The sequence below is a fragment of the Rathayibacter sp. AY1D5 genome, from assembly GCF_002932515.1.
Taxonomy (GTDB): domain Bacteria; phylum Actinomycetota; class Actinomycetes; order Actinomycetales; family Microbacteriaceae; genus Rathayibacter.
In genome coordinates this window covers 1-23074 of sequence record NZ_PSVU01000055.1, presented here as the reverse complement: position 1 = coordinate 23074, position 23074 = coordinate 1, and the positions used below count along the sequence as shown (strand labels likewise).

The following is a 23074-nucleotide window of genomic DNA, read 5'->3' as shown; positions in this document are numbered from 1 at the left end:
GGGCGCCCGTGGGCGGTGCGGGGACGGCCTGCGGAGGAGCGACCGGAGCGGCCTCCGGGGTCGTCGCGCGGGGTCGACGGGGTCGGAGGAGGGGCTCGAGGAGCGGCGGTCGGAGGCGCCGGATCCCGCACCGGGAGCGGAGGGGTCCGCAGTCGCCGCCGCATCCTCCGCGGGCGAGGCGGCGGTCGGAGTCGACACCGCTTCCGGGGCGGTCATCGCCTCGGGCGCGAGTGCGGCGGAGGCGAACACCACGGAGAGCACGAGGGTCGTCGTCGGGACGAACGCGGCGAGAGCGCGGGTGGTGCGGGTCACGGACGGTCCAGTTCTGCGGGCTCTGCGATGCGCCCGCCTGTGATTACTACCAGGAGCGCGAAGTGCTCTGCACCCCCGCTTCCGGGTGGAGTGCCGCGGAGCGCGCCAGCGGGCTCGGCCATTCTCGTGCGCCCACCTCCTCGACGAGGCGGCGCTGAGCCGGATCGATCAGGCGACCGATCTCCTTCTCGGGGAGCGCCTGCGGGGGAGCGGCTGTTCCTTCCCGCCCGCGGAGATCGACGTGACGGCGCTCCCGCCCAGGCCCGGCACGTCCTTCGGCATCTGGTGCCCTGAGCCGCGCACATCGAGCCCGCACTCGCCCTGCGCGTCGGATGATGCGCCGCACACGCAGAGGAGGGAGCGCCCGCGGGCACCCCCTCCTCCGTCACGGCCGGTCGACCGGCCGCCGTGCGCTCAGCAGACGCGGGCCGGGTAGGCCACCGTCTGCGCGAGGGTCTCGGAGCCCGCCGTGGCGGTCACCGTCACCTGGCTGCCCGGCATGCTCGCGAGGCGGGTGGTGAACGCGGCCGATCCGCTCGCACCCGCGGCCACCGCGGTGACCGTCTTCGAGCCGTAGGCCGAGGCCATCGCGACGTCGATCGGAGCGGTGCCGCCGTTCTTGGCGAGGACCGTCAGTACCGCCTTCCCGGCGACGCAGCGCGACGTCACGGTCACCGGCACCGTCAGCGCCGGGGCGGCCGCCTCGGGGACGACGATCTCGCCGATCTTGAGGAACGAGCCCGGCGTGGAGAAGGTCAGCTTCAGGCCGGTGGCCGAGACCGCCGCGAACGGGATCGTGGTCAGCGTGCCGTTCGCCGCCGGAGCGACGTTCTGCGCGGTGGTCGGCTTCCAGGTGCCGTCCTCGGCGCGGTAGGCCACGCTCACCGACGCCAGGGTGCCCTCGGTGTTGGTGAAGGTGAGCCCGGCGACGCGGTGCGCCTCGGTGTTCGTCAGCGTGAACTCGGCGCTGCCGGCGAAGGTGCCGTCGGTCCAGGTCGACCAGGGGGTGCTCACGTTGCCGTCGCAGGCGTTCTTCGCGGGGAGGGTCGCGTACTTCGTCTGGCTGAACGACGCCGAGACCGCGGCTCCGGGGACGCGGCAGACGTTCGTCGGCGGCGCGGTGCCCCAGATCTGCACCTCCGAGACCGACTGCCACGTGTTCGCCGCGCTGGTGAGGTGCAGGCGGAGGCCCGTGGTGTCGGGCAGGGAGGACAGGTCGAGGATCGCCGTCGGGGCGGATCCGGTCGCGGCCTGGCTGAGGGTGGTGGCGACCGAGGAGGTCGTCCAAGCGCCGTTCACCTGGTACTCGACCTCGATCCTCGAGGGCCAGGTCGCGGTCGCACCGTCCTTGTAGGTGCTGACCGTCACCGAGTCGAGGTTCTGCGCCGCGCCCCAGGAGAAGGAGAGGCGGCTGTCGCGCGGGTAGCCGGCTGAGGACCAGTCGTCCCAGCCCTTGCCCTTCACGTCGCCGTCGATGAGCTTGCCGGCGAGGTCCGCGCGGCTCGAGACCGCGACGGACGCTCCGGGAGCGAGGTTCGCGATGCCCGGCTCCGCCACCTCGATCGTGCGGGTGAAGCGGCGGCCGGAGGAGAATCCGGCGTCGGCGGCGAGCGTGCCCGTCACCTGCACCGTGCCGAGCTCGGCGGGGCCGGGGGCCGCCCAGGTCACGGCGACGTCGCGGGTCGAGCCGTTGCTCGCGACCGAGACCGTCGAGGGGAGCGCGGCGGCGATGTCGGCGCCGCGGCGGACCTGCTTCGGCAGACGGGCGTCCACGACCGACCAGACGCCCTCGCCGACCCCCTTGTCGTCCCAGTAGGAGAGGTTCCAGCCGGATCCCCAGCGCGCCGGGTCCTCCTGAGCCGGATTCCGCATCTCGAGGCGGCCGTTCTCACCGACCGTCATCGGGAGCCAGACGTAGGTCGAGTCCGACTTGCCCTCGTTCCACCGGTCGCCCATGTAGACGTACTTCCCGGGAGCGAGGGTGAGGACGTTCGTCGACTGCGAGCCGAAGGTGGTCTTGCGGGAGTCGCCGATCGAGAGCAGGCCGTCGCCGCCCTCCGGGATCGCGTTGTAGGCGACGTTCTCGTCGGCGTCACCCTTCTCGACTCCGCGGGTCCACGCGCCGAGGATCGAGTCGGCGGTGTAGTAGGTCTGCGGGTTCGGCGCCCAGCCGGTCGCCCCGGAGGCGATCGTGTAGTACTTGCCGCCGTTGGCGAAGATCGCGGGCGCCTCGAGGTGTCCGCACTCCTTCACGATCTGGAAGTCGGTGCCGCGCACCGGTGCTCCGGCCGCACCGTCGGCGAAGACGTAGGGGTACGTCCCGTCGGCCGAGTACTGGTTCGCGTCGAGGGTGTCGGTCGTGGTGGTCCGCTCGACGTTGGTGTAGTCGGCGTCCAGCTTCGCCACGTAGAGCGAGTAGTTCTCCTCGGAGGAGTAGGAGATGTACGCGGTGCCGTCCTCGTCCTGGAAGACGGTCATGTCCCGCGCCTGCCCGGGAACGGCGGAGGTGGTGCAGGCCTTGTAGTCCGTGCGGTTGTAGAGGCGGTAGACGCCCTGGAGCGTGAAGGGCCCGGTCGGGCTGTCCGAGACGGCGACTCCCGCCATCGAGCGCGCGTAGGTGCTGCCTCCCGGGGTGGTCCGGCCGTCGGAGTGCCACCACATGACCCACTTGCCGGTCTTCTCGTTGAAGAGGACCTTGGGGCGCTCGAAGATGGCGGTGTTCGGCGAGGCCTGCGTCGTGTCGAGGTGGTAGTCGAGCTCCGCGATGCGGTCGGCGCGAGGGGCTCCGGAGTCGTCGACGGTGTCGTAGAGCGCGTCGAAGTAGGGGGCCTCGAGGTCGGCCGGAGCCGAGACGCTGCGGAGCGCGGTTCCCTTGTTCTCCCAGTTGTGGCCGTCGGTGGAGCGGTAGACCGCGACTCCGGGGCTGTTCCAGTAGCCCTTCGTGCGGTCCTCGCCGTACCAGTACTGGACCTGCTGACCGCCCTCCTCGACGGTGACGATCTGGCCGCCGTGCGCCTGGATGTGGCGGCCGTCGGTGTCGTACCAGTAGGGCTGGAAGTAGCCGGCCGCGGTGCTGCCCGGGTCCTGGACCGCCGGGTAGTCGGTGTAGGTCACGGGCGTCGAGGTGCGCGGCACTCCGTCGTCGGGATCCGTGGCCACGGCGGCCGAGGCCGACTGCGCTCCTGTTCCCAGGAGTGCTGCGACGAGCAGCGCGGCCACCGCAGCGGCGGCCGTTCGTGGTCGAGACGTCATGCTGTGCTCCTTTGCACCGGGGACTTCGCGCATGTTCACGCAAACATCACGCTTCCACGAGGGTCTGATGACGTCAACATCCGAATCCACTCGATCGCCGGATCCCGACGGCTGCGCGGGCCCGGTCCTCGCTGCTCGACCTTCAGGCGCGAGCGCTCCGCCCGGTTGGAGGGCGCGCTCCGCGAACCGTCGATCATCCGATGCCGCCCGAACCGCGACCGCCCCCGGGCCGGAGGGCTCGAGGGCGATCGGACGTGCGGTGCGGCCTAGCCGCCGACCGCCTGGCGAGCGCTGTCGAGCCCGCTCGAGAAGGCGTCGGCGGAGGAGACGTTGCCCGACTCCAGCTCGACCAGCGCCCCCGAGAGAGCGGCGCCGATCGCTCCGGTGTCGGGGCCGTTCACGAACGAGGGGAAGTCCTCGACCGAGCTCGCGATCACCTCGCCGATCCTCGAGTCGCCGAAGAACGGATCGGTGTAGGCGCAGACACTGTCGCTCTGCAGGGCGGCGGTGGCGGCGGGGAACGTGCCGGAGGTGGCGAAGTGGTCCTCCTGGCCCTCCGCCGACATCATCGTCTGGATGTACTGCCACGCGGCCTGCGGGTGCTCGGCCCGCGCCGGGATGGCGATGACGCTGCCTCCCCAGTTGCCGCCGACTCCGGGGACCGAGGTGACGCGCCAGTTCCCCGCGGTGTCGGGGGCGTCGGTCTTGATGCCCTGGAGGATCCAGGACGGAGCGACGGTCACGGCGAACGAGCCGTTCGCCCGGCCGGGCGCCCAGCCGGAGGAGAAGGCGGCGATGCCGGCGCTGATCCCCGCGTCGTGGGCCTTCACGGCGATGTCGAAGGCGTCCTCCACCTGCGGGTTCGTGTCGTAGACGAGCTCGCCGTCGGGGGAGTAGTACTTCTCGGTGACCTGGTTGATCGTCGAGTAGAAGACGCTGGTCTCCACGTTGTCGACGAAGGGCTCACCGGTCGCGGCCGTGTACTTCTCGCCGGTCGCGAGGAAGCCGTCCCAGTCGCTCCAGAGCGCGGCGACCTCGTCCGGATCGGTGGGGAGGCCTGCCTGCTCGAACAGGTCCGCGCGGTAGGCGAAGCTGAGGCCGCCCACGTCGGTCGGCACGCCCACGACGGAGCCGTCCGCCGCGTCCGCCGCGGTCGCCGCCCAGGGCAGGTAGTCCGCTCCGACGTCGTCGCCGCCCAGCGTGCGCAGGTCGAGGAAGTTGGCGCTGTTCTGGACGAAGCGCGGGAGGTCTCAGGGCTGCGAGGATCTCGCGCGCTCGAGGATGGCCGCGATCACGGCGGACTTCGCCTCGGCGTAGTCGTTCCCGTCCTCCCAGCGCCGGAGGAGGAGAGACGCCTTCGTGCTGCGGTAGAGCTCGCGGTCGGCCGGGTCGGTGCGCAGCCGGTCGCGCAGGAGGAGGTACGCGTCGATCGCGGGATGACCCTCCTCGTAGATGTGGACGTGGGCGTCCCGTCCGGGCGTGCGGACGAGCCGGTGCCCGGGCTCGCGGGTGCGCAGGACGTAGCCGGCCTCGAGCAGCGGCGCGACGTGGTCCTCCTCCGCCGTGACGTCGGGCACGACGACGAGCACGTCGACGATCGGCTTCGCGGGCAGGCCCGGGACGGAGGTCGAGCCGATGTGCTCGACCCGCACGCCCGGGACGGCCTCGAGGATGCGCCGCCGGTGCTCCTCGAACAGGGCGGACCACTCGGGGTCGTGCTCGTGCAGGGCGAGCTCGAGCGGCTCCGGTCCACCGACGAGCTCGACGGAGACGACGTCGGGGCGGCGGGGGGAGCGGTGCGGAGTCACCGGGTCATCCTGCCAGGGGTGCCGCAGGGCGGGTGCGGTTCACTGGAGCGGTGAGCACCCTCCTCGTCACCGCGCACCCCGACCGCGACTCCCTCACCGCCGCCCTCGCCCGGCGGCTGCGGGAGGAGCTCGGCCCCGACGGAGTGGAGACTGCCGACCTCGACGCCGAGGGCTTCGACCCGCGGTTCGGCGCGGCCGACCGGGACCGCTACCGCGGTGTCGGCCCGGTTCCCGACGACGTCCTCCGCGAGCAGCGCCGGCTCGACGGCGTCGACCACCTCGTGCTCGTCTTCCCCGTCTACTGGTGGTCGATGCCCGCGCTGCTGAAGGGCTGGATCGACCGCGTCTTCCTCGCCGGCTGGGCCTTCGACATCGACCCCGTCCACGGCACGCAGCGCAGGCTCGGCGCTCTGACCGTCCACCTCGTCCTCGTCGCGGGGGACTCCGCCGGGACCTACGAGCGGCACGGCTACGAGCAGGCGCTGCTGACGCAGATCCAGCACGGGATCATCGACTACTGCGGAGCCCGGCGCGGCGGGGCCGTCTTCGTCCACGAGTCCGAGCGCGAGGACGACGCGAGCCGCAGGGCGGCGGTCGAGGACGCGGTCGAGCGGACCGTGGAGGCGATCAGGGCTGATCCGCCTGCATCGCTCCGGTGACGAGGGCCTGCACGAGGGTGTCGGCGTCGTAGTCCGGATCGTGGGCGGCGCCGATGCAGAGGTTGCCGATGCCCTTGAGGAGCATGTAGCCGCTGAGACTCGACGCCGGGATCCGGGCGGGTCGTGCCGCCTCGAGCAGGTCGCCGCAGACGGGGACGAGCCGCTCCACGAAGTAGGCGTGCAGGGCGTCGGATCCGGCGCTGTCGCCCTGGAGCGCACCGGCGAGGCCGTGCTTGGTCACCAGGAGGTCGACGAAGTGGGCGACCCAGGCCCGGAGGGCGGCCTCCGGAGTCGCGCTGACCGCGAGCAGCCGTGGGCCCGCCTCCGCGCAGGCCTCGACCTGGTGGCGGTAGACGGCGACCACGAGCTCCGAGCGGGTCGGGAAGTGCCGGTAGATCGTCCCCACGCCGACGCCGGCCTCCGCCGCGATCTCGCGGACCGGCGCGTCCACGCCGGAGGCCACGAACACCGTCGCCGCGGCGGCGAGCAGTGCGTCGCGACTCGTCCGCGGTCGGCCGGGCGTGCGGGGCACACGGTCGCTCATCGGTTCTCCTTGCTTGTCGGAGCGGCGCTCCGTAATGTCTCCGAGCGCAGCTCCACCACGTTCCGGAGCAGTGCTCCGCATTGTTCCGGAGCAGCGCTCCGACGATTGTGCCAGAGCGCCGCCACCCAGGAAGGACCCTCGTGCCCACACCGCTCCTCGACTCGTCGACCCCCGGTGAGCACCGCCCGATGCGCGCGGTCCGCACGGCCGAGCGCGACCCCTCTCGATCCGTCGCGAACGGCCCGTCGTCGAGGGGCGGACGGGCCGTTCGCGACGGATGAGCGGAGCGGGTCCTGCCGTCAGCGCGGGGCGCGCAGCCCGGCGAGCGGGCCGTCGTGCAGCGGCTCCGTCTCCCAGCGGACGCGGGCGGTGCGGTCGGGAGCGAGCTCGACGTGCAGGCGGTGCGGGGTCTCGAGGAACACGACGTCGACCAGCACGCTGTCGCCCGAGGGTCCGGCGCTCGCCGCGAACGGCCCGTCGACGGTCCAGGCTCCTGCGCCGGGCGTCACGGCGAAGCGCTCGTCGCCCTCGATCAGCGCGAGCGTCCAGCCGCCCTCGTCGGCCGTCACCTCGACGGCGTCGGGCCACGATCCGACCGGCGTGTAGCTCCCGGTCGCGGGGGAGGCGCCCTCGAGCGCGGGCAGGGCGAGCTCCGACAGCCGGTCGGCCAGCCGGGCGTCGGCCTCCGCCGTGGACCCGTGGCCGACGGCGGGGAGCAGGTGCTCCCAGGCGAGCGCGAGCAGCGTCTGCGTGTCCGAGGTCTGGCCGGTCAGCGCGATCACGAGCTCGTGCTCGGGCACGATCAGGCTGAACTGCCCGTACGCGCCGTCCGCGCGGTAGCCGTGCAGCGACCGCCAGAACTGGAAGCCGTAGCCCTGCTGCCAGTCCGGTCCGCCGTCCTCGTGGGTCGGGACGTGCGCGCGGGACGCCTCGGCGACCCACTCCGGCGAGAGGATCCGCCGGTCGCCCCAGCGCCCCTCCTGCAGGTACAGCAGTCCGAGCGCAGCTGCCGCCTCGGTGGTGGCGTGCAGCCCGCTGTAGCCGAGCTCGCGCCCCGAGTCGTCGCGATGCCAGGCGACCTCGCCGATGCCGAGCGGATCGAGCAGGCGCGGGCGCAGGTAGTCGGTCAGCGACTGCCCGCTCACGCGCTGCACGATCGCGGCGGTGGCGAAGGTGCAGGGCTGGTTGTAGGCGAAGACGCTGCCCGGCTCCTGCTCCGGCGGGAGGAGGAGGAAGCCGCGCACCAGGTCGGCCGGGTCCGTCTTCTCGGCACGGTCGATCGTCTCGGCGGAGTGGCCGCTCGCCATCGCGAGGACGTGGCGGACGCGGATCGCACGCGAGTGCGGGTCGGTGATCTCGTCGTCGAGCTCGGGGAAGTACGAGAGGACGGTGGCGTCCAGGTCGACCAGGCCCTCGGCGACCGCGAGGCCGACGGCGGTCGAGGTGAAGCTCTTGCTCAGCGAGTAGAAGAGGTGCGGCCGCTCGGCCGAGTACGGGGCCCACCAGCCCTCGGCGACCACGTCGCCGCCCTGCACCACCATCAGCCCGTGCAGCTCGACGCCGGGAGCGGCCTCGACCGCGTCGACGAAGGCCAGCACTCCCTCGGCGTCGACGGAGCGGGCGGACGGGGTGCTTCTCGGCAGTGAGCGCGTCATCCTCCGATGCTACGACCGGGGCGGCACCGCCTCCGCCCGCGGGCAGGAGGCGGCGGCGCCTAGGCGGTCGGCTCGGCGGGGAAGGGGCCGAGGCCGAGCAGGAAGCGGAGTATCGCGTCGGCGGGCACGCGCAGGGCGGGGCCGGAGCCGAGCTCCCACTCCGCGTCGGTCGGAGCGAGGGTGCGACCGCGGACGGCGGCGCGGATCGCGAGCGGCGCGCGCTGCAGGCGGTCCAGGGCCACCCCGCCGGTGATGCGGGAGGAGAGGGCGAGCGGCTCGGGGGAGAGGGCGAGCTCGACGCGGACGACCTCGACCAGCTCGGCGACCGAGCGGGGACCGGCGCCGGCGCGGCGAGCGGAGGCGAGAGCGGCCAGGGCCGGGGCGATCTCGGCGGCAGGGGGAGGGGAGGAGGCCTCGCGGGCGCCCATCCGCGTCGCGAGGCGCTGGCTGGTGCTGCTCGAGAGCCGCACGACGAGCTCTCCGAGCAGGGCGTCCCGGGAGACGGCACTGGCCGCCTCGCCTTCCGTGGTGGAGGGCGAGGCGGCCAGGACGGCGAGGCGGTCGAGCCTCTCGGCGACGAGGGGGCGCCAGTCGTTGCTGACGCCCGTCTCGTCGACCGAGGGCCCGGTGCTCAGCGGCAGGAACCGCGACCAGTCGGGCACGACCGCAGGGCCTAGCGTCCGCCCGAGCGGCGCTTGTTGTAGACGTCGAAGGCGACCGCGAGCAGGAGCACGAGGCCCTTGACCGCCTGCTGCCACTCGATGCCGATGCCCATGATCGACATTCCGTTGTTCAGGACGCCGATGATGAGGCCACCGATGATCGCGCCGCCGATGGTGCCGACGCCGCCCTGGACCGCCGCGCCGCCGATGAACGCGGCCGAGATGGCCTCGAGCTCGAAGCCGTCGCCCGCCTTCGGGCCGGCGAGGTTGAGTCGCGCGGTGAAGACGAGGCCGGCCAGCGCCGCGAGGACGCCCATGTTGACGAACAGCCAGAAGGTGACGTTGCGGGTCTTGATGCCGGACAGCTCCGCGGCGTGCAGGTTGCCGCCGATCGCGTAGACGTGACGGCCGAAGACGGAGCGGTTCATGACCACGCCGTAGATCAGGACGAGCACGGCGAGCACGATCAGGGTGACCGGGATGCCCTTGAAGGTGGCCAGCGCGAAGGAGAAGGCCGCGATCACGACGGAGACGAGGACGAGCTTGGTGACGAACCAGGCGCCCGGCTCGACGCTCTGCGCGTACTTCTGGCGGCCGCGGCGGGTGCGCACGGACTGCACGGCGAAGGCGACGATCGCGAGCGCGCCGATGACGAGCGACAGCGGGTCGAGGTCGGTCTCGCCGAACAGGTCGGTGAGGAAGCCGTTGCCCAGCGCGCGGTACTCGGTCGGGAAGGAGCCGATGTTCGCGTTGCCGAGGACGACGAGCGCCAGGCCGCGGAAGATCAGCATGCCCGCCAGGGTCACGATGAACGCCGGGATCCCGACGTAGGCGATCCAGAAGCCCTGCCACGCTCCGACCAGGGCGCCGATGAGGAGGGAGAGGATGATCGACAGCCACCACGGGAGACCCATGTTGACCGCGAAGACGCCCGAGATCGCTCCGACGAACGCCGCGACCGAGCCGACCGAGAGGTCGATGTGCCCGGCCACGATGACCATCACCATGCCGATGGCGAGGATCAGGATGTAGCCGTTCTGGACGATCAGGTTCGAGATGTTCTGGGGGCGGAGGAGGATTCCGCCGGTCATCACCTCGAACAGCAGCACCACCACGATGAGGGCGATGAAGATGCCGTTCTTGCCGAGGTCGCCCAGCACGTGGCTGAGGCGCTTCGTGAAGGCGTTCTCGGTGGGCTTCACCTGCGCACCGGCCGCGGTGGACGGTTCGTTCTGCAGATCGGTCATCGTTGCTTCTCCTGGGTCATGAGGGTGAGGACCGCCTCGGGCGTCGCCTCGGCGATGGGCAGCTCGCCCGTGATCCGGCCCTCCGACAGCGCGTAGACGCGGTCGCAGATGCCGAGCAGCTCCGGCAGCTCGGAGGAGATGACGATGATCCCCTTACCCTGCGCCGCGAGCCGGTTGATGATGGTGTAGATCTCGTACTTCGCACCCACGTCGATGCCGCGGGTGGGCTCGTCGAGGATGAGGACGTCCGGGTCGGAGTAGATCCACTTCGACAGGACGACCTTCTGCTGGTTGCCGCCGGAGAGCTTCCCGGTCTTGGCGAGCACGGTCGGCGACTTGATGTTCATGCTGCCGCGGTACTCGTTGGCGACCTCGAACTCGCGGTTGTCGTCGACGAGTCCGCCGCGGGCGACCTTGTCGAGCGACGCGAGCGAGATGTTCCGCTTGATGTCGTCGATGAGGTTGAGGCCGTAGTGCTTGCGGTCCTCGGTCGCGTAGGCGAGCCCGTGGGCGATCGCCTCCGAGACGTTGCGGATCTTGATCTCCTTGCCGGCCTTGAAGACCTGGCCGGAGATGCGGCTGCCGTAGGAGCGGCCGAAGAGGCTCATCGCGAACTCGGTGCGCCCGGCGCCCATGAGCCCGGCGATGCCGACGATCTCGCCGCGGTGGACCGACAGGTTGACCTTGTCCACCATGACGCGGGTCGGGTCCTGGGGGTGGTGGGCCGTCCAGTCGACCACGCGCAGGATCTCCTCGCCGATGTGCGGCGTGTGGTCCGGGTAGCGGTGGTCGAGGTCGCGGCCGACCATGTCCTTGATGATGCGGTCCTCGGTGACGTCGTCGTGAGCGATCGTCTCGATGGTCTTGCCGTCGCGGATGACCGTGACGGTGTCCGCGATCTTCTTGATCTCGTTCAGCTTGTGGCTGATGATGATCGACGTGATGCCCTGCTCCTTGAGGTGCAGGATCAGGTCGAGCAGGTGGTCCGAGTCCTCGTCGTTCAGGGCCGCGGTGGGCTCGTCGAGGATGAGCAGCTTGACCCGCTTCGAGAGCGCCTTCGCGATCTCGACGAGCTGCTGCTTGCCGACTCCGATCTCCATGATCTTGGTGGTCGGGTTCTCGCGCAGACCCACGCGGGCCAGCAGCGCCGCGGCCTCCTGGTTGGTCTTGTTCCAGTCGATCAGGCCGCCGAAGCCGCGCACCTCGTTGCCGAGGAAGATGTTCTCCGCGATGGAGAGGTAGGGGCTGAGGGCCAGCTCCTGGTGGATGATGACGATGCCCTTCGCCTCCGAGTCGCGGATGCTGGAGAACTGCATCACCTCGTCCTCGAAGACGATGTCGCCCTCGTAGGTGCCGTGCGGGTAGACGCCCGACAGGACCTTCATCAGCGTCGACTTGCCGGCGCCGTTCTCCCCGCAGATCGCGTGGACTTCGCCGCGCTGTGCGTTGAGCGTGACGTCCTGGAGCGCCTTCACGCCCGGGAACGTCTTGGTGATGCCGCGCATCTCGAGGATGTTCGAGGTCACGCCGCCTCCCTTCCTTCGTAGTGGGGAGGGCGCCCAGTGGGCGCCCTCCCGGGGTGTTCCTTCTCGGGTGAGGAGAGAGGACTAGCCGTTCACTTCCGCGTCGGTGTAGTAGCCGCCGTCGACGAGGACGGACTGGATCTGGTCCTTGGTGACGATGACCGGCTCGAGCAGGAAGGACGGGACGACCTTCTTGCCGTTGTCGTAGGTGTCGGTGTCGTTGACCTCGGGCTCGGTGCCCTCGAGCACGGCCTGGGCCATCTTCACGGCCTCCTTGGCGAGCTCGCGGGTGTCCTTGTAGATGGTCGCGTACTGCTCGCCGGCGATGATCGCCTTGACGGAGTCGAGCTCGGCGTCCTGACCGGTGATGATCGGGAAGTCGGAGCCGACGGTGTAGCCGGCGTCGGTCAGAGCCGAGATGATGCCGCGGCTGAGGCCGTCGTAGGGCGAGAGGACGCCCTGGACCTTGGAGCCGTCGGAGTACGTCTTGGTGAGGATGTCCTCCATGCGGCTCTGGGCGACCTCGCCGTCCCAGCGGAGCGTGGCGACGGTGTTGAAGTCGGTCTCGCCGGACTTCACGACGAGCGTCTTGTCGTCGATGTACGGCTGGAGGGTGTCCATCGCGCCGTTGAAGAAGAACGTGGCGTTGTTGTCGTCGGGGCTGCCGGCGAACAGCTCGACGTTGAACGGGCCGGCGGGGGCGTCGGCGGCCTTCGCGCCGGTGAGGTCGGTGAGACCGAGGCCCGCGAGGAGCGAGGTGGCCTGCTGGACGCCCACCTTGTAGTTGTCGAACGTGGCGTAGTAGTCCACGTTCTCGGAGTCGCGGATGAGGCGGTCGTAGGCGATGACGGGGATGTCGTTGGCCTTGGCCTCCTCGAGCACGCTCGTGAGGGTGGTGCCGTCGATCGAGGCGACGATCAGGGCCTTGGCGCCCTTGGTGATCATGTTCTCGAGCTGCGAGACCTGGGTGGGGATGTCGTCCTCGGCGTACTGCAGGTCGACCTTGTAGCCGGCCTCCTCGAGCTGCGACTTGACGTTGTTGCCGTCAGCGATCCAGCGCTCGGACGACTTGGTCGGCATCGCGACGCCGACGAGGCCGCCGTCGCCGGATCCCGAGCCCGAGCCGCCACCGGTTCCGGAGGAGCAGGCGGCGAGGGAGAGGATCATCGCTCCGCCGGCGATGCCGGCGATGAGAGCGCGCTTCATTGTGGTCACTGTGATTCCTTCGTCATTGAATGCAGTGGATGCAGGGCCGCCCTCGGGATCGGGGCGGAGATGTGATGCCATGTGAGCGATCACATTGCGTCATGCTAGACCCGACGGCGCCGTTCGTGTCAACGCGCACGTCTCGACTCGGTAACGGGACACCGGCGGCCTCGCATACCGCGTCGTCCGCTCCCCGACCGCTCGTGTCAAGGGTCCCCGGCCCCGGAAGGGAGCCGGAGCCGTCGGCGTTGCGTTCAGCACTGTCGAAAGGACGCACACCATGACGAAGACCTGGTTCATCACCGGCGCCTCGAAGGGCTTCGGCCGCGAGTGGGCCGAGGCGGCGCTCGAGCGCGGCGACTCGGTCGCCGGCACCGCCCGCCGGATCGAGACCCTCGACGCCCTCGTCGAGGAGTATCCGGACACGTTCCTCCCGCTGACCCTCGACGTGACCGACCGCGCGGCCGGCTTCGCCGCTGTGCAGGCCGCGGCCGAGCGGTTCGGCCGGCTGGACGTCGTGATCAACAACGCCGGCTACGGGCACTTCGGCATGATCGAGGAGCTCACCGAGGAGGAGGTCCGCGCGCAGCTCGAGACCAACGTCTTCGGCGCCCTCTGGATCACCCAGGCCGCGCTGCCGATCCTCCGCGAGCAGGGCTCGGGCCACATCGTCCAGGTGTCGAGCATCGGCGGCATCAGCGCGTTCCCCTCGATCGGCGCGTACCACGCGTCGAAGTGGGCGCTCGAGGGCTTCACCCAGTCGCTGGCCGCCGAGGTCGCCGGCTTCGGGATCCACGTGACCCTCGTCGAGCCCGGCGGGTACTCGACCGACTGGTCCGGTCCCTCCGCGTCGCGCAGCGAGCCGATCGCCGCGTACGACGAGGTCCGGGAGGCAGCGAGCCGACGCCCCTCCGCCGCTCAGCAGGGCGACCCGCGGGCCTCGCGCCTCGGGATCCTCGCGGTCGTGGACGCGGACGAGCCGCCGCTGCGGATCTTCTTCGGGCGCGCGCCGCTGGGCATCGCGACGGCGGACTACGAGTCGCGCCTCGAGACCTGGAAGCGCTGGAACGACGTGTCGATCGCCGCTCACGGCGAGTGATCCCGGGCGGTCGCGGCGCGAGGGCGTCGCGGCCGCCGGTCAGCGCGAGGCGGTGACGCTCGCGCTCCGGGGGACGGCCGTGGATCCGCGGACGACCAGCTGCGGAGCGATCGGCGCCGCCTTCTCCGGCCGGTCGCCCTCGATCAGGCTGAGCAGCGCGGCCACGCACCGGCGTCCGAGCTCCACGAAGTCCTGGCGGACGCTGGTCAGCGGCGGCCAGTAGAACGCCGCCTCGGGGATGTCGTCGAAGCCGATGACGCTGACGTCCTCCGGCACGCGGACCCCGCGCTCGTGGAACGCGCTCATCAGTCCGAGCGCCATCTGGTCGTTCCCCGCGAACACCGCGGTGAAGTCGAGGAAGCGCGAGAGCTCGAGGCCCACGCGGTGGCCGCGCTCGGCGCTCCAATCGCCGAGCAGCGGCGGGCGCAGCGGGATCGAGCGGTGGTCGAGCTCGGCGAGGTAGCCGCGCATCCGCGCCTCGGCCTCGATCCAGTCCTGCGGGCCGGCGAGGTGCACGATCTCGGTGTGCCCGAGGTCGATCAGGTGCCCGGTGGCGATGCGGGCGCCGGCCATCTGGTCGACGTAGAGCGCGTCGTCGCGGTCGTCCTCGCTCGTCTGCAGCGTCACGTGCGGGATGCGCAGCGCGACTCCGGAGAGGATGTCGAAGACGCGGATCTGCGGGGCGACGACCACGAGGCCCTCGACCGCCTGGTTGAGCAGATGCCGGATCCCGGCCTGGATCGACGCGCCGTCGGTGCCGTCGACGTTGGCCGTGACCACGAGGTAGCCCGCGTCGCGCGCCGCCACCTCGATGGCCTGGATGCTGGAGGCCGGACCGTACTGCAGGCTCTGCGAGGACAGCACGCCGACGGTGCGGGTGCGGCTGGTGACCAGTGCCCGTGCGGCGAGGTTGGGGCGGTAGTCGAGCTCGGCCATCACCTCGAGCACGCGCTTCTTCGTCTCGGCGCGGAGGCTCGGGTGGTCGTTCAGGACGCGGGAGACGGTCTGGTGCGAGACGCCGGCCGCGCGGGCGACGTCGTAGATGCTCGGCGCCCGCGACGCGGGCTTGTCTTCCGGCATCGGGGCACCGCGGCTCTCTGTGATCGGCGCCTCCGACGCAGGACCGGGGCGCCCTCACGGGCGGCTCGCCCGTCCGCGGGCGCGTGTGAGCACACTTTACGTCCCTCGGCGCGGGGGCCTGCACACCGACGGAACCTCGACGGCTCGGACGGGGTGCCGCTCCCGGATCGGCCGGACGTTCCGGCGCCGCTGGTGCGGGCGCGCCGGAACGGCGCGATCCGCGCTTCCGCCCGGCGGTCGTCGCAGCGGGTGGTCGCCGCGGTCGGGTCAGCCGTCGAAGACCTCGGCCGAGGCGGAGGCCGCATCGGAGCGGAGCGCGGCGACGAGGTCCTCGGGACAGTCCTCGAAGGCCGTCCTCTCCGGACCGGGAGGCGTGTGCGCTCGGACGTCGACGACGGATCCCTGGGGCGCGACGGCGTCGGGCGATCACAGGCGCCGCCCTGCGGTCCGGGGTACTTTCCCGCGTGTGAACGACAGCGACGAGAAGTCCGGGAGAGGCTGGCGCATCGATCTCGGCGAGCCGCCGGAGAGCGTGTCCGGCGATGTCGTCGACGCTCTCGATAAGGTGTCCGCGGAATTCGCGGCATTCCGGAGCGGGACTTCCGGCGAGGGCGGAGAAAGGGCCGCGGCCCTCCGCGGAGCCGCCCGACTCGGGGCCGGAGAGCACCGGCTCGCCGTCGCCTCGGGGCTGACGCGGGAAGGCGTCCGCGCCTTTCTCGCGGGGGGATGATGAGCCGTCGGAGAGGCGGTTTCCCCGTGCCTCGACGAGCCGGCGCCGAAGGAAGAGAAAGGCCTCGAGAAGGCGCGGCATCCGGAGAGATCGGAGACGACGAATGGACGACGAGGAGTGGGCTCGGTACCTTCTCGCGATGGAGCGCCGAGCACCGACGGATCAGGACGGCGCGACCGCGGAACGCCGTGACGCGATGGTGGCGGCCGTCCTGCGGGAGCTCGACGCGGTCGATCCGTACGGACTCGAGCCGGGTCGCGAGGACGGCGCTCCCCGCGACGAGCACGCGTCTGAGGCGGCCCCGATCGCGAGCATCCTCCTGCGCCGAGGACGGATCACCGGCGAGGAGCTCGACTCCGTCTGGCGGTTCTGGTTCGGCGAGCCGCTGAGCGCCCTGCTCGGCGACGGCTTCGCCCCGCTCCTGGCGCGGCTCGACCGGCTCGCTCCTCCCTCGGCGGAGGACTGACGGGCGTCGGCTCCCGGCGGCGGACCGGCCGCGGTCCCAGCGTCCCGGGTCGCTCCGCCTAGCTCCGCTCGCGGAAGAAGCGGATGAGCTCGCGCAGGGCCGGGAGCGTCGCGCTCTCGGCCTCGGCGTCGTCGAGGTCGTCGAAGGAGGTGCGGAGCCCGGCGGCGTCGGCGTCGGCGGCGGACTCGAACGCCATCGACCACTCCGGGAACAGCCGCTCCCGGATCGGCTCCTCGAGGAGGGTGCGCAGCTGCGCGTGGCGCTCGTCGGCGGCGATGACCGCCATCCGCTCGCGCAGGACCGCGTCCGGCCCCTCGAGCACCTGGAGGAATCGGCCGTCGCGGTGCAGGAGCATGCCGGTCAGGCCGAGGCGCTCGTTGTTCGCGCGGCACTGGGCGAGCAGCGCGGGGAGGTCGGCGTCCGTGAAGCCGGCGGAGGTGCGGCTGGAGTAGACGAGGGAGAGCATGGCGTCCGTTCCGGGTGGGGGAGGCGGGCGCCTCCGCTCCCAGTGGACCACCGACAGCGCCTCCCGCACGGCCACTTCCGCCGGCGGCGGCAGGCTGCTAGAGCTAGCCGACCGTGATCGGAGCGGCGGACGGACGGGTGCCCTGCCGCATCCAGACGAAGAACCCGACCAGGGTGAACGCGCCGTAGAAGACGTACATCAGCCCCGACGCGTAGTAGCCGGCCGAGAACAGCAGCGGCACGCCGACCAGGTCGACGGCCACCCAGATGAGCCAGAACTCGGTCCAGCCCTTCGCCATGCCGTAGGTGGCGAGGACGGAGCCGACGAAGATCCACGCGTCGCTCCAGACCGGCTCGTAGGAGCCGAGCGCGCGGAACACCGGGGTCAGCACCGCGGTGCCGCCGACCATCCCGAGCACCAGCAGGCCGCGGGTGCGCCACGACGCCCAGCGCGGCTCGATCAGGGTGGCGGAGTCGTCGGGGCGGTGGGTCCACCGGTACCAGCCGTAGATACTGACCAGGATGAACATCACCTGCCGCCCGGCCTGGCCGAGCAGGTTGACGGGGTTCGGAGTGCCGAACAGGGCGCCCATGAAGACCGTGAACAGCAGCACGTTGCCGATGAGGCCGACGGGCCAGGCCCAGACCTTCCTCCGCATCCCGCCGAGGGCGCTGAGGAGCCCGAAGACGTTGCCGATGACCTCCCGCCAGAGGACGGTCTGCTCGCCGATGACGATCTGCGCGTCGAACAGCCAGTGCACGAGGTCCACGAGGCCTTCTTCCTGAGTCGGGATGCCGGGTGGTGCAACCCTGCCCCATCCCGGGCCATTCCCGTCGCGGGCTGATGAGGGCGCCGCGCTCGGACCACACTGGATCCCGCTCCGGGGCGGGGAGCGCGACCGGCGCCCCGCTGTGCCGCCGCGACCGTAGGCTGGCGGGATGACGTCCCGGGTGCGACTCCTGCTGGCCTCGTCGCACCCCGGGCCGACCGTGACGGTCACCGTGCTGGCGACCGTGATCGCGGCGGCGTCCGGGCATCCGCTCGGGCAGGTCGTGCTGGTTGCGCTCGCCGTGCTGCTCGGGCAGCTCTCGATCGGGTTCGCGAACGACTGGATCGACGCCGACCGCGACCGCGCGGTGGGGCGCACCGATAAGCCGGTCGCGCAGGGGCTGATCGGCGTGGGCGCCGTCCGCACCGCCGCACTGGGGACGGCCGCGGCCGCCGTGGTGCTCTCGCTGCTGCTCGGACCGGTCGCCGCGGTCGCGCACCTGGTGCTGGTCGCCGCGGGCTGGGCCTACGACGCGGGGCTCAAGCGCACGGTCTGGTCCGTCGTTCCCTTCGTGGTCGCCTTCGGGCTGCTGCCGGTGGTGGCGGTGGCGGCGGGCGACGGCCGGCTCCCCGCCTGGTGGGCGATCGCGACCGGCGCCGTGTTCGGCATCGCGATCCACTGCACGAACGTGCTCCCCGACCTGGTCGACGACGAGGCCACCGGGGTCCGCGGCTTCCCGCACCGCCTCGGCCTGCGGCTCTCCGGAGTCGTCGCCTTCGGGTCGCTGGTGGTCGCCGCGCTGCTCGTGCTCGTCGGACAGCTCGTCGGCGACCAGCCGGTGCGCGGGACGGGCGTGGTGCTCGCGGTGATCGGGACCCTCGCGGTGGTCGTGCTCGCCGCGGCGGGCATCCGCCTGGTGCTGACCGGCCCGCCCACGCGCACCCTGTTCCGGCTGGTGATCGCGGCCTCGCTCGTGCTGGTGGTCGAGCTCGGGCTGGCGGGCGCGCGGCTGGTCGGCTGACCGGCCGCACTCAGGACCAGCGCATCGCGTAGACGCGGGCGAGCAGGTCCGAGGTCGGCAGGGCGAGGGCGGCGCGGAGGAACGCCTCGCGGCCGCGGTGCGCGAGCGAGCCGAGCGGGCGTCCGAGGGCCATGTTCGCCTCCGCCTGCCGCGCCGCGCGCCGGGCCGCGGTGGTGCGCCGCCGGGCGAAGCCGGGCCAGGGGCCGGCCTCGCCGCGGCGCACGGCACCGGCCAGGAGCGGGGCGAGCTCGGCGGCGTCGAGCCAGCCGAGGTTCATGCCCTGCCCGCCGATCGGACTGATCTCGTGCGCGGCGTCGCCGATGAGCACGACGCGGCCGACGCCCATCCGCTCGGCCTCGCGGCGCCGCACCTGGAAGCCGCTGAGCATCGTGCAGGTCTCCGGGTCGGCGTCGGCGTCCGTCCGGTCGCGGACAGCGGCGGCCAGGGCGCGCGCGGCCTCCTGGTCGGGGGCCTCCTCGGGCCGCCAGGCGGGGGCGCCGAGGGAGCGGTCGGGGCCGCTCAGGGCGACGTACCGGCGCCGACCGCCCGGGAGCGGGAAGGACTCCACCACTCCGGCCGGGCCGACGTCGACCAGCGCGGTGCCGGTGAGACCGCCGGGCTCGGGGTCGGCGAAGTCGCCCATCACGTAGCGGTCCGGGTAGTCGCGGCCGGTGATGCGGATCCCGAGCAGATCGCGGACGGTGCTCCGGGCGCCGTCGGCTCCCACGACGAAGGCGGTGCGGACGGAGACCGGCTCGCCGCCCGGTCCGGTGCCGGTCGCCTCGACGGTGGAGCCGCGACGGAGCAGGCCGGTCAGCACGACCCCCGGGCGCAGCGCGTCCGGGGCCGCCGCCTCGAGGCGCTCGCGGAGGATCGCCTCGGTGCGGTGCTGGTCGAGGGTGACGACGTAGGGGTGCGTCGCGGAGGCGCGCGCGAACGAGAGCGTGCCGAGCGTGCGGCCCCGGCTGCGCGCGACGCCCTCGCGGACCCGGGTGGCCTCGGCCAGCACGGGAGCATCGGCGCCGATCGCGGCGAACGCGTCGAGCGACGGCGGATGGATGCCGATCGCCCGCGAGCCGCGCGGCACCGAGGAGCGCCGCTCCCACACCTGCACGTCCACTCCGGCCCGCGCCAGGAGCGCGCCGAGCAGGAGTCCGACCGGACCGCCGCCGACCACGAGCACGTCCGTCTCCGCTGTCACGGGTCGAGCCTAGGGAGCGGCGGCGCGGCGGGCGAGGGGGTGCGCTCGACCGCCGCGCGTGCTCAGGGTGCGAGCGGAGGCGTCAGAGCGCGTCGACGGCGGCGAGGATCTCCTCGGTCTCCGTGCGCGTCGTGTAGTCGACGTGCACGTCCGCCGTGCGGACGATCCGGTCGGCGTCGACGACCAGGACGGTCGGGTACGGGACGGCCGGGGTGTCGTCGGCGTTGCTGTCCTTCACGGCGAAGCCGAGCGCGGTGTGCGCCTCCTGCGCGTCGCCGCTGGGGGCGGTGACGATGCCGAGAGCGCTCGCGAGCGTGTTGCCGGGGTCGGAGACGACGGTGAAGCCCAGGTCGCCGCCCGCGACCGCCGCGCGCGACCCGTCGGGAGTCTGCGGGCTGATCGCGACGAGGGCGACTCCGCGCGACGCGAGCTCGGGGGCGAGGGTCTCGTTGTAGTGCTTGAGCGTGATGTTGCAGTACGGGCACCAGGCTCCGCGGTAGAAGACGAGGACGGCCGGGCCCGCGCCGAGGACGTCCGCGAGGTCGACGGTGTCGGCGTCGACGGTCACGACGGAGGCGGCGGGAAGCGCGTCGCCGGCGGTGACGGCTCCGCTCGGGGCGCCGGCGGCGACGAGGTCGTCGCGCTCGCCGGAGAAGACGGCGGCGAGCTCGGGGCCGACCGTCTCGTCGAAGCTGACGGTGAACTGGTCGAGCTGGGTGCGGACGGAGGTGCTGGTCATCGGAAGTCCTTCGGTCGTGACGGTCGTGGTCCCCCGTCCGGGAGCCTAGGCATGCGGGGGACCGGGCGCCGGGCGCCCGTCACGCGGCGTCACACGACGGCCGACGCGTGTCGGCCGGCGTGCGTGGGGCCCGGCCCCGTCGCTCCGTCATTCCGGGGCGACGACCAGCTCGCCGCCGGCGGAGCGCGAGACGCACGGCATGATCCAGCGGTCCTGCTCCTCGGGGGTCAGCACCAGGTCGCGGTGCTCCGCCGTCCCGCCGACGAGGCGCAGGCGGCAGGTGCCGCACGTGCCCGACTCGCAGGAGGAGTCGACGTCGATCCCGGAGGAGCGGAGCGCGGTGAGGAGCGAGCGGTCGGCCGGGACCTCCACAACGGCTCCGGTCGGCTCCCAGACGGCGGCGAAGGGGACGGCCCGGTCGCCGACGGCGTCGACGCCCGCGAAGTCCTCGACGTGGATCCGGCTCGGGCGCCAGTGCATCGTGAGGGCGAGGACCTCGTCGATCAGCGCGGACGGACCGCAGCAGTAGATCCGGGTGTCGTCGTCGGGCTCGGCGACGAGCGGCCAGAGGTCGAGCCGGCCGTGGATCGCACTGTGGTGCACGAGGGAGCCGTCGGCGGAGAACTCGTCGAGCCACGCGGTGTCCTCGGGGGTGCGGCTGAGGTAGACGACCTGCACGGCCGATCCCTGCGCCCGGAGCTCGGCGGCCATCGCGCGGATCGGGGTGACCCCGATCCCGCCGGCGATCAGGAGGTAGCGGGCGGCGGGCCGGAGGGCGAAGGTGTTCGCGGGCGGCGCGGAGGAGAGGACGTCGCCGACGCGGACGTCGTCGTGGAGGCTCCGCGATCCGCCCCGGCCCCCGGGCTCCCGGCGCACCGCGATCGCGTAGTGCGACGGCTCCGCGGATCCCGGCTCGACGAGGCTGTAGCTGCGGCGCTCGCCGGAGGGCGTCGTGAGCGTGAGGTGGGCGCCGGCCGAGTAGCCGGGCAGCGGGGCGCCGTCCTCGCTCCGCAGCACGAAGCGGGTGACGGCCGGGGTGAGCGCCTCGCGCTCGGCCACCACGAGCCGCAGCTCAGCCACGGAGCACCAGCTCGTCGCCCACGCCGAGCGTGCCGCCGTCGAGGACCTCCGCGTAGACGCCGAGGAGCTCGTGGCCGTAGGTCTCGTGCAGCAGGCGAGGGACCGGCAGGTCGCGCCGACCGGTGCCCGGCTCGACCTCGGTCGCGGCGCACCGCTCGGTGGCCTTCGTGATCCGCAGCCGCAGCCCGCCCGCGGTGAGCTCGCGCCCGAGCAGCTCGAGCTCGCTCCACGCGGGCAGCCCCTCGAGGTGGATGTTCCCGCGGAACCGCAGCGGATCGACGCTCCGGCCGGTGCGCTCGGCGAGGTCGCGGACACTCGCCAGGTTGATCAGCGAGACGTACTCCATCTCGATGTCGGAGTTGTGGGCCGTGTCGGTGTAGCGGCGCCCCGCGTCCTGGGCGATCACGGGCTCGACGCCGGGCGGCAGGTCGAGCACGCGGGCGGCGAAGGAGCGCAGTGCGGCCCGGCCGTCCTCCGCGCCGAGGTCGGCGGAGAGGACCCGGTGGCCGCGGACGTCGACGGTGAGCACTCCGCTGTCGGGGTCGAGGTGCGTGGTCAGGCCGGCGAGGCGCGCCTCGGCGACGAGCACGAAGTACTCGCGCTTGGAGATGCCGTGCCGCATGCCGGGCCGGTAGGCGCCGCCGGGGCGGGCGAGGGCGATCGTGCGGTCGAAGGGGACGCCGCGGCCGGCGGTGAGCTCCACGCGGGGGAGCGGCTGCGGGGTCAGGCCCTTGACTGGGTAGACGAAGAGGCCGTCCACGCGTGTCGTCATGCCCCCATCCTGGCGCATCGCCGGGGAGCCGGCAGGGCCGTCGCGGCGCAGCGGAGCGCGGGTAACTGACGCGGCGCCGTGCAGATCCTGCGAGGGCGGGCGGAGGGATCCGCTCCGGCGGGCCTCGTCAGTACTGGAGCGAGAGGCCGACCAGGGGTGGGACGACGAGCGCGCCCAGCTCGACGATCGCGACGCTGGCGCCGACGCCGAGCGCGACGGCCGAGAGCAGCCGGGCGCGGTCCTTCCGCGCGACGCCGATGACGCCGACGATCGCGGTCGCCGTCGCGAGCACGAGCATCGTGACCCCGAGGGCGGCGAAGAGCGCCCCGATCTGCGCGGTGTCGAAGCCGCCCTGGAACGCGAGGACCGGGATGGCCGTGGTGAGCGCGGTCCGCCCGATCTGCGCGAGGACGAGGACGATCGCGAGGACGAGGCCGACGATGCCGACGACGTCGCGGGGCCGGGACTGGGAGGCGGGGACGGAGGCGGTCACGCCGTCGAGCCTAGAGGCGGGCGCGGCGGCGGGGCGAACAGGACACGACGTCCCTCCGACCGCGGAGGTCCGCGCGGGTCCCAGCGCACGACCCGTCCGCCCGGACATCGGCCGACCGGGTGCTGCGGATCGCGGAGCTCGTCCGAGGCGTTCCGCGGTGCGAGCCCGCTCCGTCCGTCCCCGCCGGAACGCCCCCGCCCGTTCGCCTGCCGCCCCTTGCCCGCGCGCCGCTCCGCGCGCACGCTGGAGTCATGACCGCCTGGAGCCCTCTCGAGATCGTCGGCGCCGTG

22 protein-coding genes and 1 pseudogene are annotated in these 23074 nt (G+C 72.5%); 5 read left to right on the top strand and 18 right to left on the bottom strand.

Going from position 1 to position 23074, the window contains the following annotated elements; all coding sequences use genetic code 11:
* The 4 genes and pseudogenes from C5C82_RS14535 to C5C82_RS14520 all read right to left on the bottom strand — a co-directional run.
* Window positions 1-312, bottom strand: a pseudogene (locus C5C82_RS14535) (hypothetical protein); the annotation flags it as partial.
* Window positions 313-726: 414 nt separating this feature from the next.
* A complete protein-coding gene (locus C5C82_RS14530) occupies window positions 727-3564 on the bottom strand; it encodes a discoidin domain-containing protein (RefSeq protein WP_104355275.1) in 2838 nt (945 codons plus the stop codon).
* Window positions 3565-3830: 266 nt separating this feature from the next.
* Complete coding sequence (locus C5C82_RS14525) at window positions 3831-4763, bottom strand: ABC transporter substrate-binding protein (RefSeq protein WP_258066138.1); 933 nt, start codon at window positions 4761-4763, stop codon at window positions 3831-3833.
* A 51-nt stretch (window positions 4764-4814) separates the two neighbouring features.
* Window positions 4815-5372: a GrpB family protein gene (locus C5C82_RS14520; protein WP_104261580.1), complete on the bottom strand. Its 558-nt coding sequence runs from the start codon at window positions 5370-5372 to the stop codon at window positions 4815-4817.
* Between the two features lie 50 nt (window positions 5373-5422).
* On the opposite strand from C5C82_RS14520, the gene C5C82_RS14515 reads away from it, so the two are divergent.
* A complete protein-coding gene (locus C5C82_RS14515; protein WP_104355273.1) occupies window positions 5423-6031 on the top strand; it encodes an NAD(P)H-dependent oxidoreductase in 609 nt (202 codons plus the stop codon).
* On the opposite strand, the gene C5C82_RS14510 is transcribed toward C5C82_RS14515, so the two are convergent.
* From C5C82_RS14510 to chvE, 6 genes are all read right to left on the bottom strand, one after another.
* A complete protein-coding gene (locus tag C5C82_RS14510; protein ID WP_104355272.1) occupies window positions 6000-6575 on the bottom strand; it encodes a TetR/AcrR family transcriptional regulator in 576 nt (191 codons plus the stop codon). The genes C5C82_RS14515 and C5C82_RS14510 overlap by 32 nt on opposite strands.
* Window positions 6576-6874: 299 nt before the next feature.
* Window positions 6875-8230 (bottom strand): serine hydrolase, encoded by a 1356-nt coding sequence (locus tag C5C82_RS14505; RefSeq protein WP_104355271.1) that lies wholly within the window; start codon window positions 8228-8230, stop codon window positions 6875-6877.
* Between the two features lie 59 nt (window positions 8231-8289).
* Complete coding sequence (locus C5C82_RS14500; protein ID WP_104355270.1) at window positions 8290-8892, bottom strand: hypothetical protein; 603 nt, start codon at window positions 8890-8892, stop codon at window positions 8290-8292.
* A gap of 11 nt (window positions 8893-8903) precedes the next feature.
* Window positions 8904-10139, bottom strand: coding sequence for a multiple monosaccharide ABC transporter permease (gene mmsB / locus C5C82_RS14495; RefSeq protein ID WP_104227395.1), 1236 nt, complete (start codon window positions 10137-10139; stop codon window positions 8904-8906).
* Window positions 10136-11665: a multiple monosaccharide ABC transporter ATP-binding protein gene (gene mmsA, locus C5C82_RS14490; RefSeq protein WP_104256398.1), complete on the bottom strand. Its 1530-nt coding sequence runs from the start codon at window positions 11663-11665 to the stop codon at window positions 10136-10138. The genes mmsB and mmsA overlap by 4 nt, the downstream gene beginning before the upstream one ends.
* An 81-nt stretch (window positions 11666-11746) precedes the next feature.
* Window positions 11747-12868, bottom strand: a complete 1122-nt coding sequence (gene chvE / locus C5C82_RS14485) for a multiple monosaccharide ABC transporter substrate-binding protein (RefSeq protein WP_104227397.1) — start codon at window positions 12866-12868, stop codon at window positions 11747-11749.
* A gap of 280 nt (window positions 12869-13148) precedes the next feature.
* On the opposite strand from chvE, the gene C5C82_RS14480 reads away from it, so the two are divergent.
* Window positions 13149-13967 (top strand): SDR family oxidoreductase, encoded by an 819-nt coding sequence (locus C5C82_RS14480; RefSeq protein WP_104261575.1) that lies wholly within the window; start codon window positions 13149-13151, stop codon window positions 13965-13967.
* Window positions 13968-14006: 39 nt separating this feature from the next.
* Here C5C82_RS14480 and C5C82_RS14475 read toward each other — a convergent pair whose 3' ends face one another.
* Window positions 14007-15047 (bottom strand): LacI family DNA-binding transcriptional regulator, encoded by a 1041-nt coding sequence (locus C5C82_RS14475; protein WP_104234510.1) that lies wholly within the window; start codon window positions 15045-15047, stop codon window positions 14007-14009.
* 466 nt (window positions 15048-15513) lie between these two features.
* Between C5C82_RS14475 and C5C82_RS14470 the strand changes: the two genes are divergently transcribed.
* Both C5C82_RS14470 and C5C82_RS14465 read left to right on the top strand, forming a co-directional pair.
* On the top strand, window positions 15514-15777 hold the full coding sequence (locus C5C82_RS14470) for a hypothetical protein (protein ID WP_104227400.1): 264 nt from the start codon (window positions 15514-15516) through the stop codon (window positions 15775-15777).
* 139 nt (window positions 15778-15916) lie between these two features.
* On the top strand, window positions 15917-16243 hold the full coding sequence (locus C5C82_RS14465) for a hypothetical protein (protein ID WP_146086000.1): 327 nt from the start codon (window positions 15917-15919) through the stop codon (window positions 16241-16243).
* A gap of 58 nt (window positions 16244-16301) precedes the next feature.
* Here C5C82_RS14465 and C5C82_RS14460 read toward each other — a convergent pair whose 3' ends face one another.
* A complete protein-coding gene (locus C5C82_RS14460; RefSeq protein ID WP_104227402.1) occupies window positions 16302-16709 on the bottom strand; it encodes a BLUF domain-containing protein in 408 nt (135 codons plus the stop codon).
* Window positions 16710-16812: 103 nt separating this feature from the next.
* Window positions 16813-17478 (bottom strand): nicotinamide riboside transporter PnuC, encoded by a 666-nt coding sequence (gene pnuC, locus C5C82_RS14455; protein ID WP_104355268.1) that lies wholly within the window; start codon window positions 17476-17478, stop codon window positions 16813-16815.
* Between the two features lie 169 nt (window positions 17479-17647).
* Here pnuC and C5C82_RS14450 point away from each other — a divergent pair, with 169 nt between their 5' ends.
* Window positions 17648-18499 (top strand): UbiA family prenyltransferase, encoded by an 852-nt coding sequence (locus C5C82_RS14450; RefSeq protein WP_104355267.1) that lies wholly within the window; start codon window positions 17648-17650, stop codon window positions 18497-18499.
* 10 nt (window positions 18500-18509) lie between these two features.
* Here C5C82_RS14450 and C5C82_RS14445 read toward each other — a convergent pair whose 3' ends face one another.
* The 5 genes from C5C82_RS14445 to C5C82_RS14425 form a co-directional block, all read right to left on the bottom strand.
* Window positions 18510-19700: an NAD(P)/FAD-dependent oxidoreductase gene (locus tag C5C82_RS14445; RefSeq protein ID WP_104355266.1), complete on the bottom strand. Its 1191-nt coding sequence runs from the start codon at window positions 19698-19700 to the stop codon at window positions 18510-18512.
* Between the two features lie 82 nt (window positions 19701-19782).
* A complete protein-coding gene (locus tag C5C82_RS14440; RefSeq protein WP_104355265.1) occupies window positions 19783-20439 on the bottom strand; it encodes a peroxiredoxin-like family protein in 657 nt (218 codons plus the stop codon).
* Window positions 20440-20586: 147 nt separating this feature from the next.
* The gene (locus C5C82_RS14435) at window positions 20587-21519 is read right to left on the bottom strand and encodes a PDR/VanB family oxidoreductase (protein WP_104250910.1); all 933 of its coding nucleotides are present in this window, start codon (window positions 21517-21519) and stop codon (window positions 20587-20589) included.
* Window positions 21512-22291 carry an MOSC domain-containing protein gene (locus C5C82_RS14430; protein ID WP_181068112.1) on the bottom strand — a complete coding sequence of 260 codons (780 nt, stop codon included), beginning with the start codon at window positions 22289-22291 and terminating at the stop codon, window positions 21512-21514. The genes C5C82_RS14435 and C5C82_RS14430 overlap by 8 nt, the downstream gene beginning before the upstream one ends.
* 127 nt (window positions 22292-22418) lie before the next feature.
* Window positions 22419-22784 carry a hypothetical protein gene (locus C5C82_RS14425; protein ID WP_104355264.1) on the bottom strand — a complete coding sequence of 122 codons (366 nt, stop codon included), beginning with the start codon at window positions 22782-22784 and terminating at the stop codon, window positions 22419-22421.
* Between the last annotated feature and the right edge of the window lie 290 nt (window positions 22785-23074).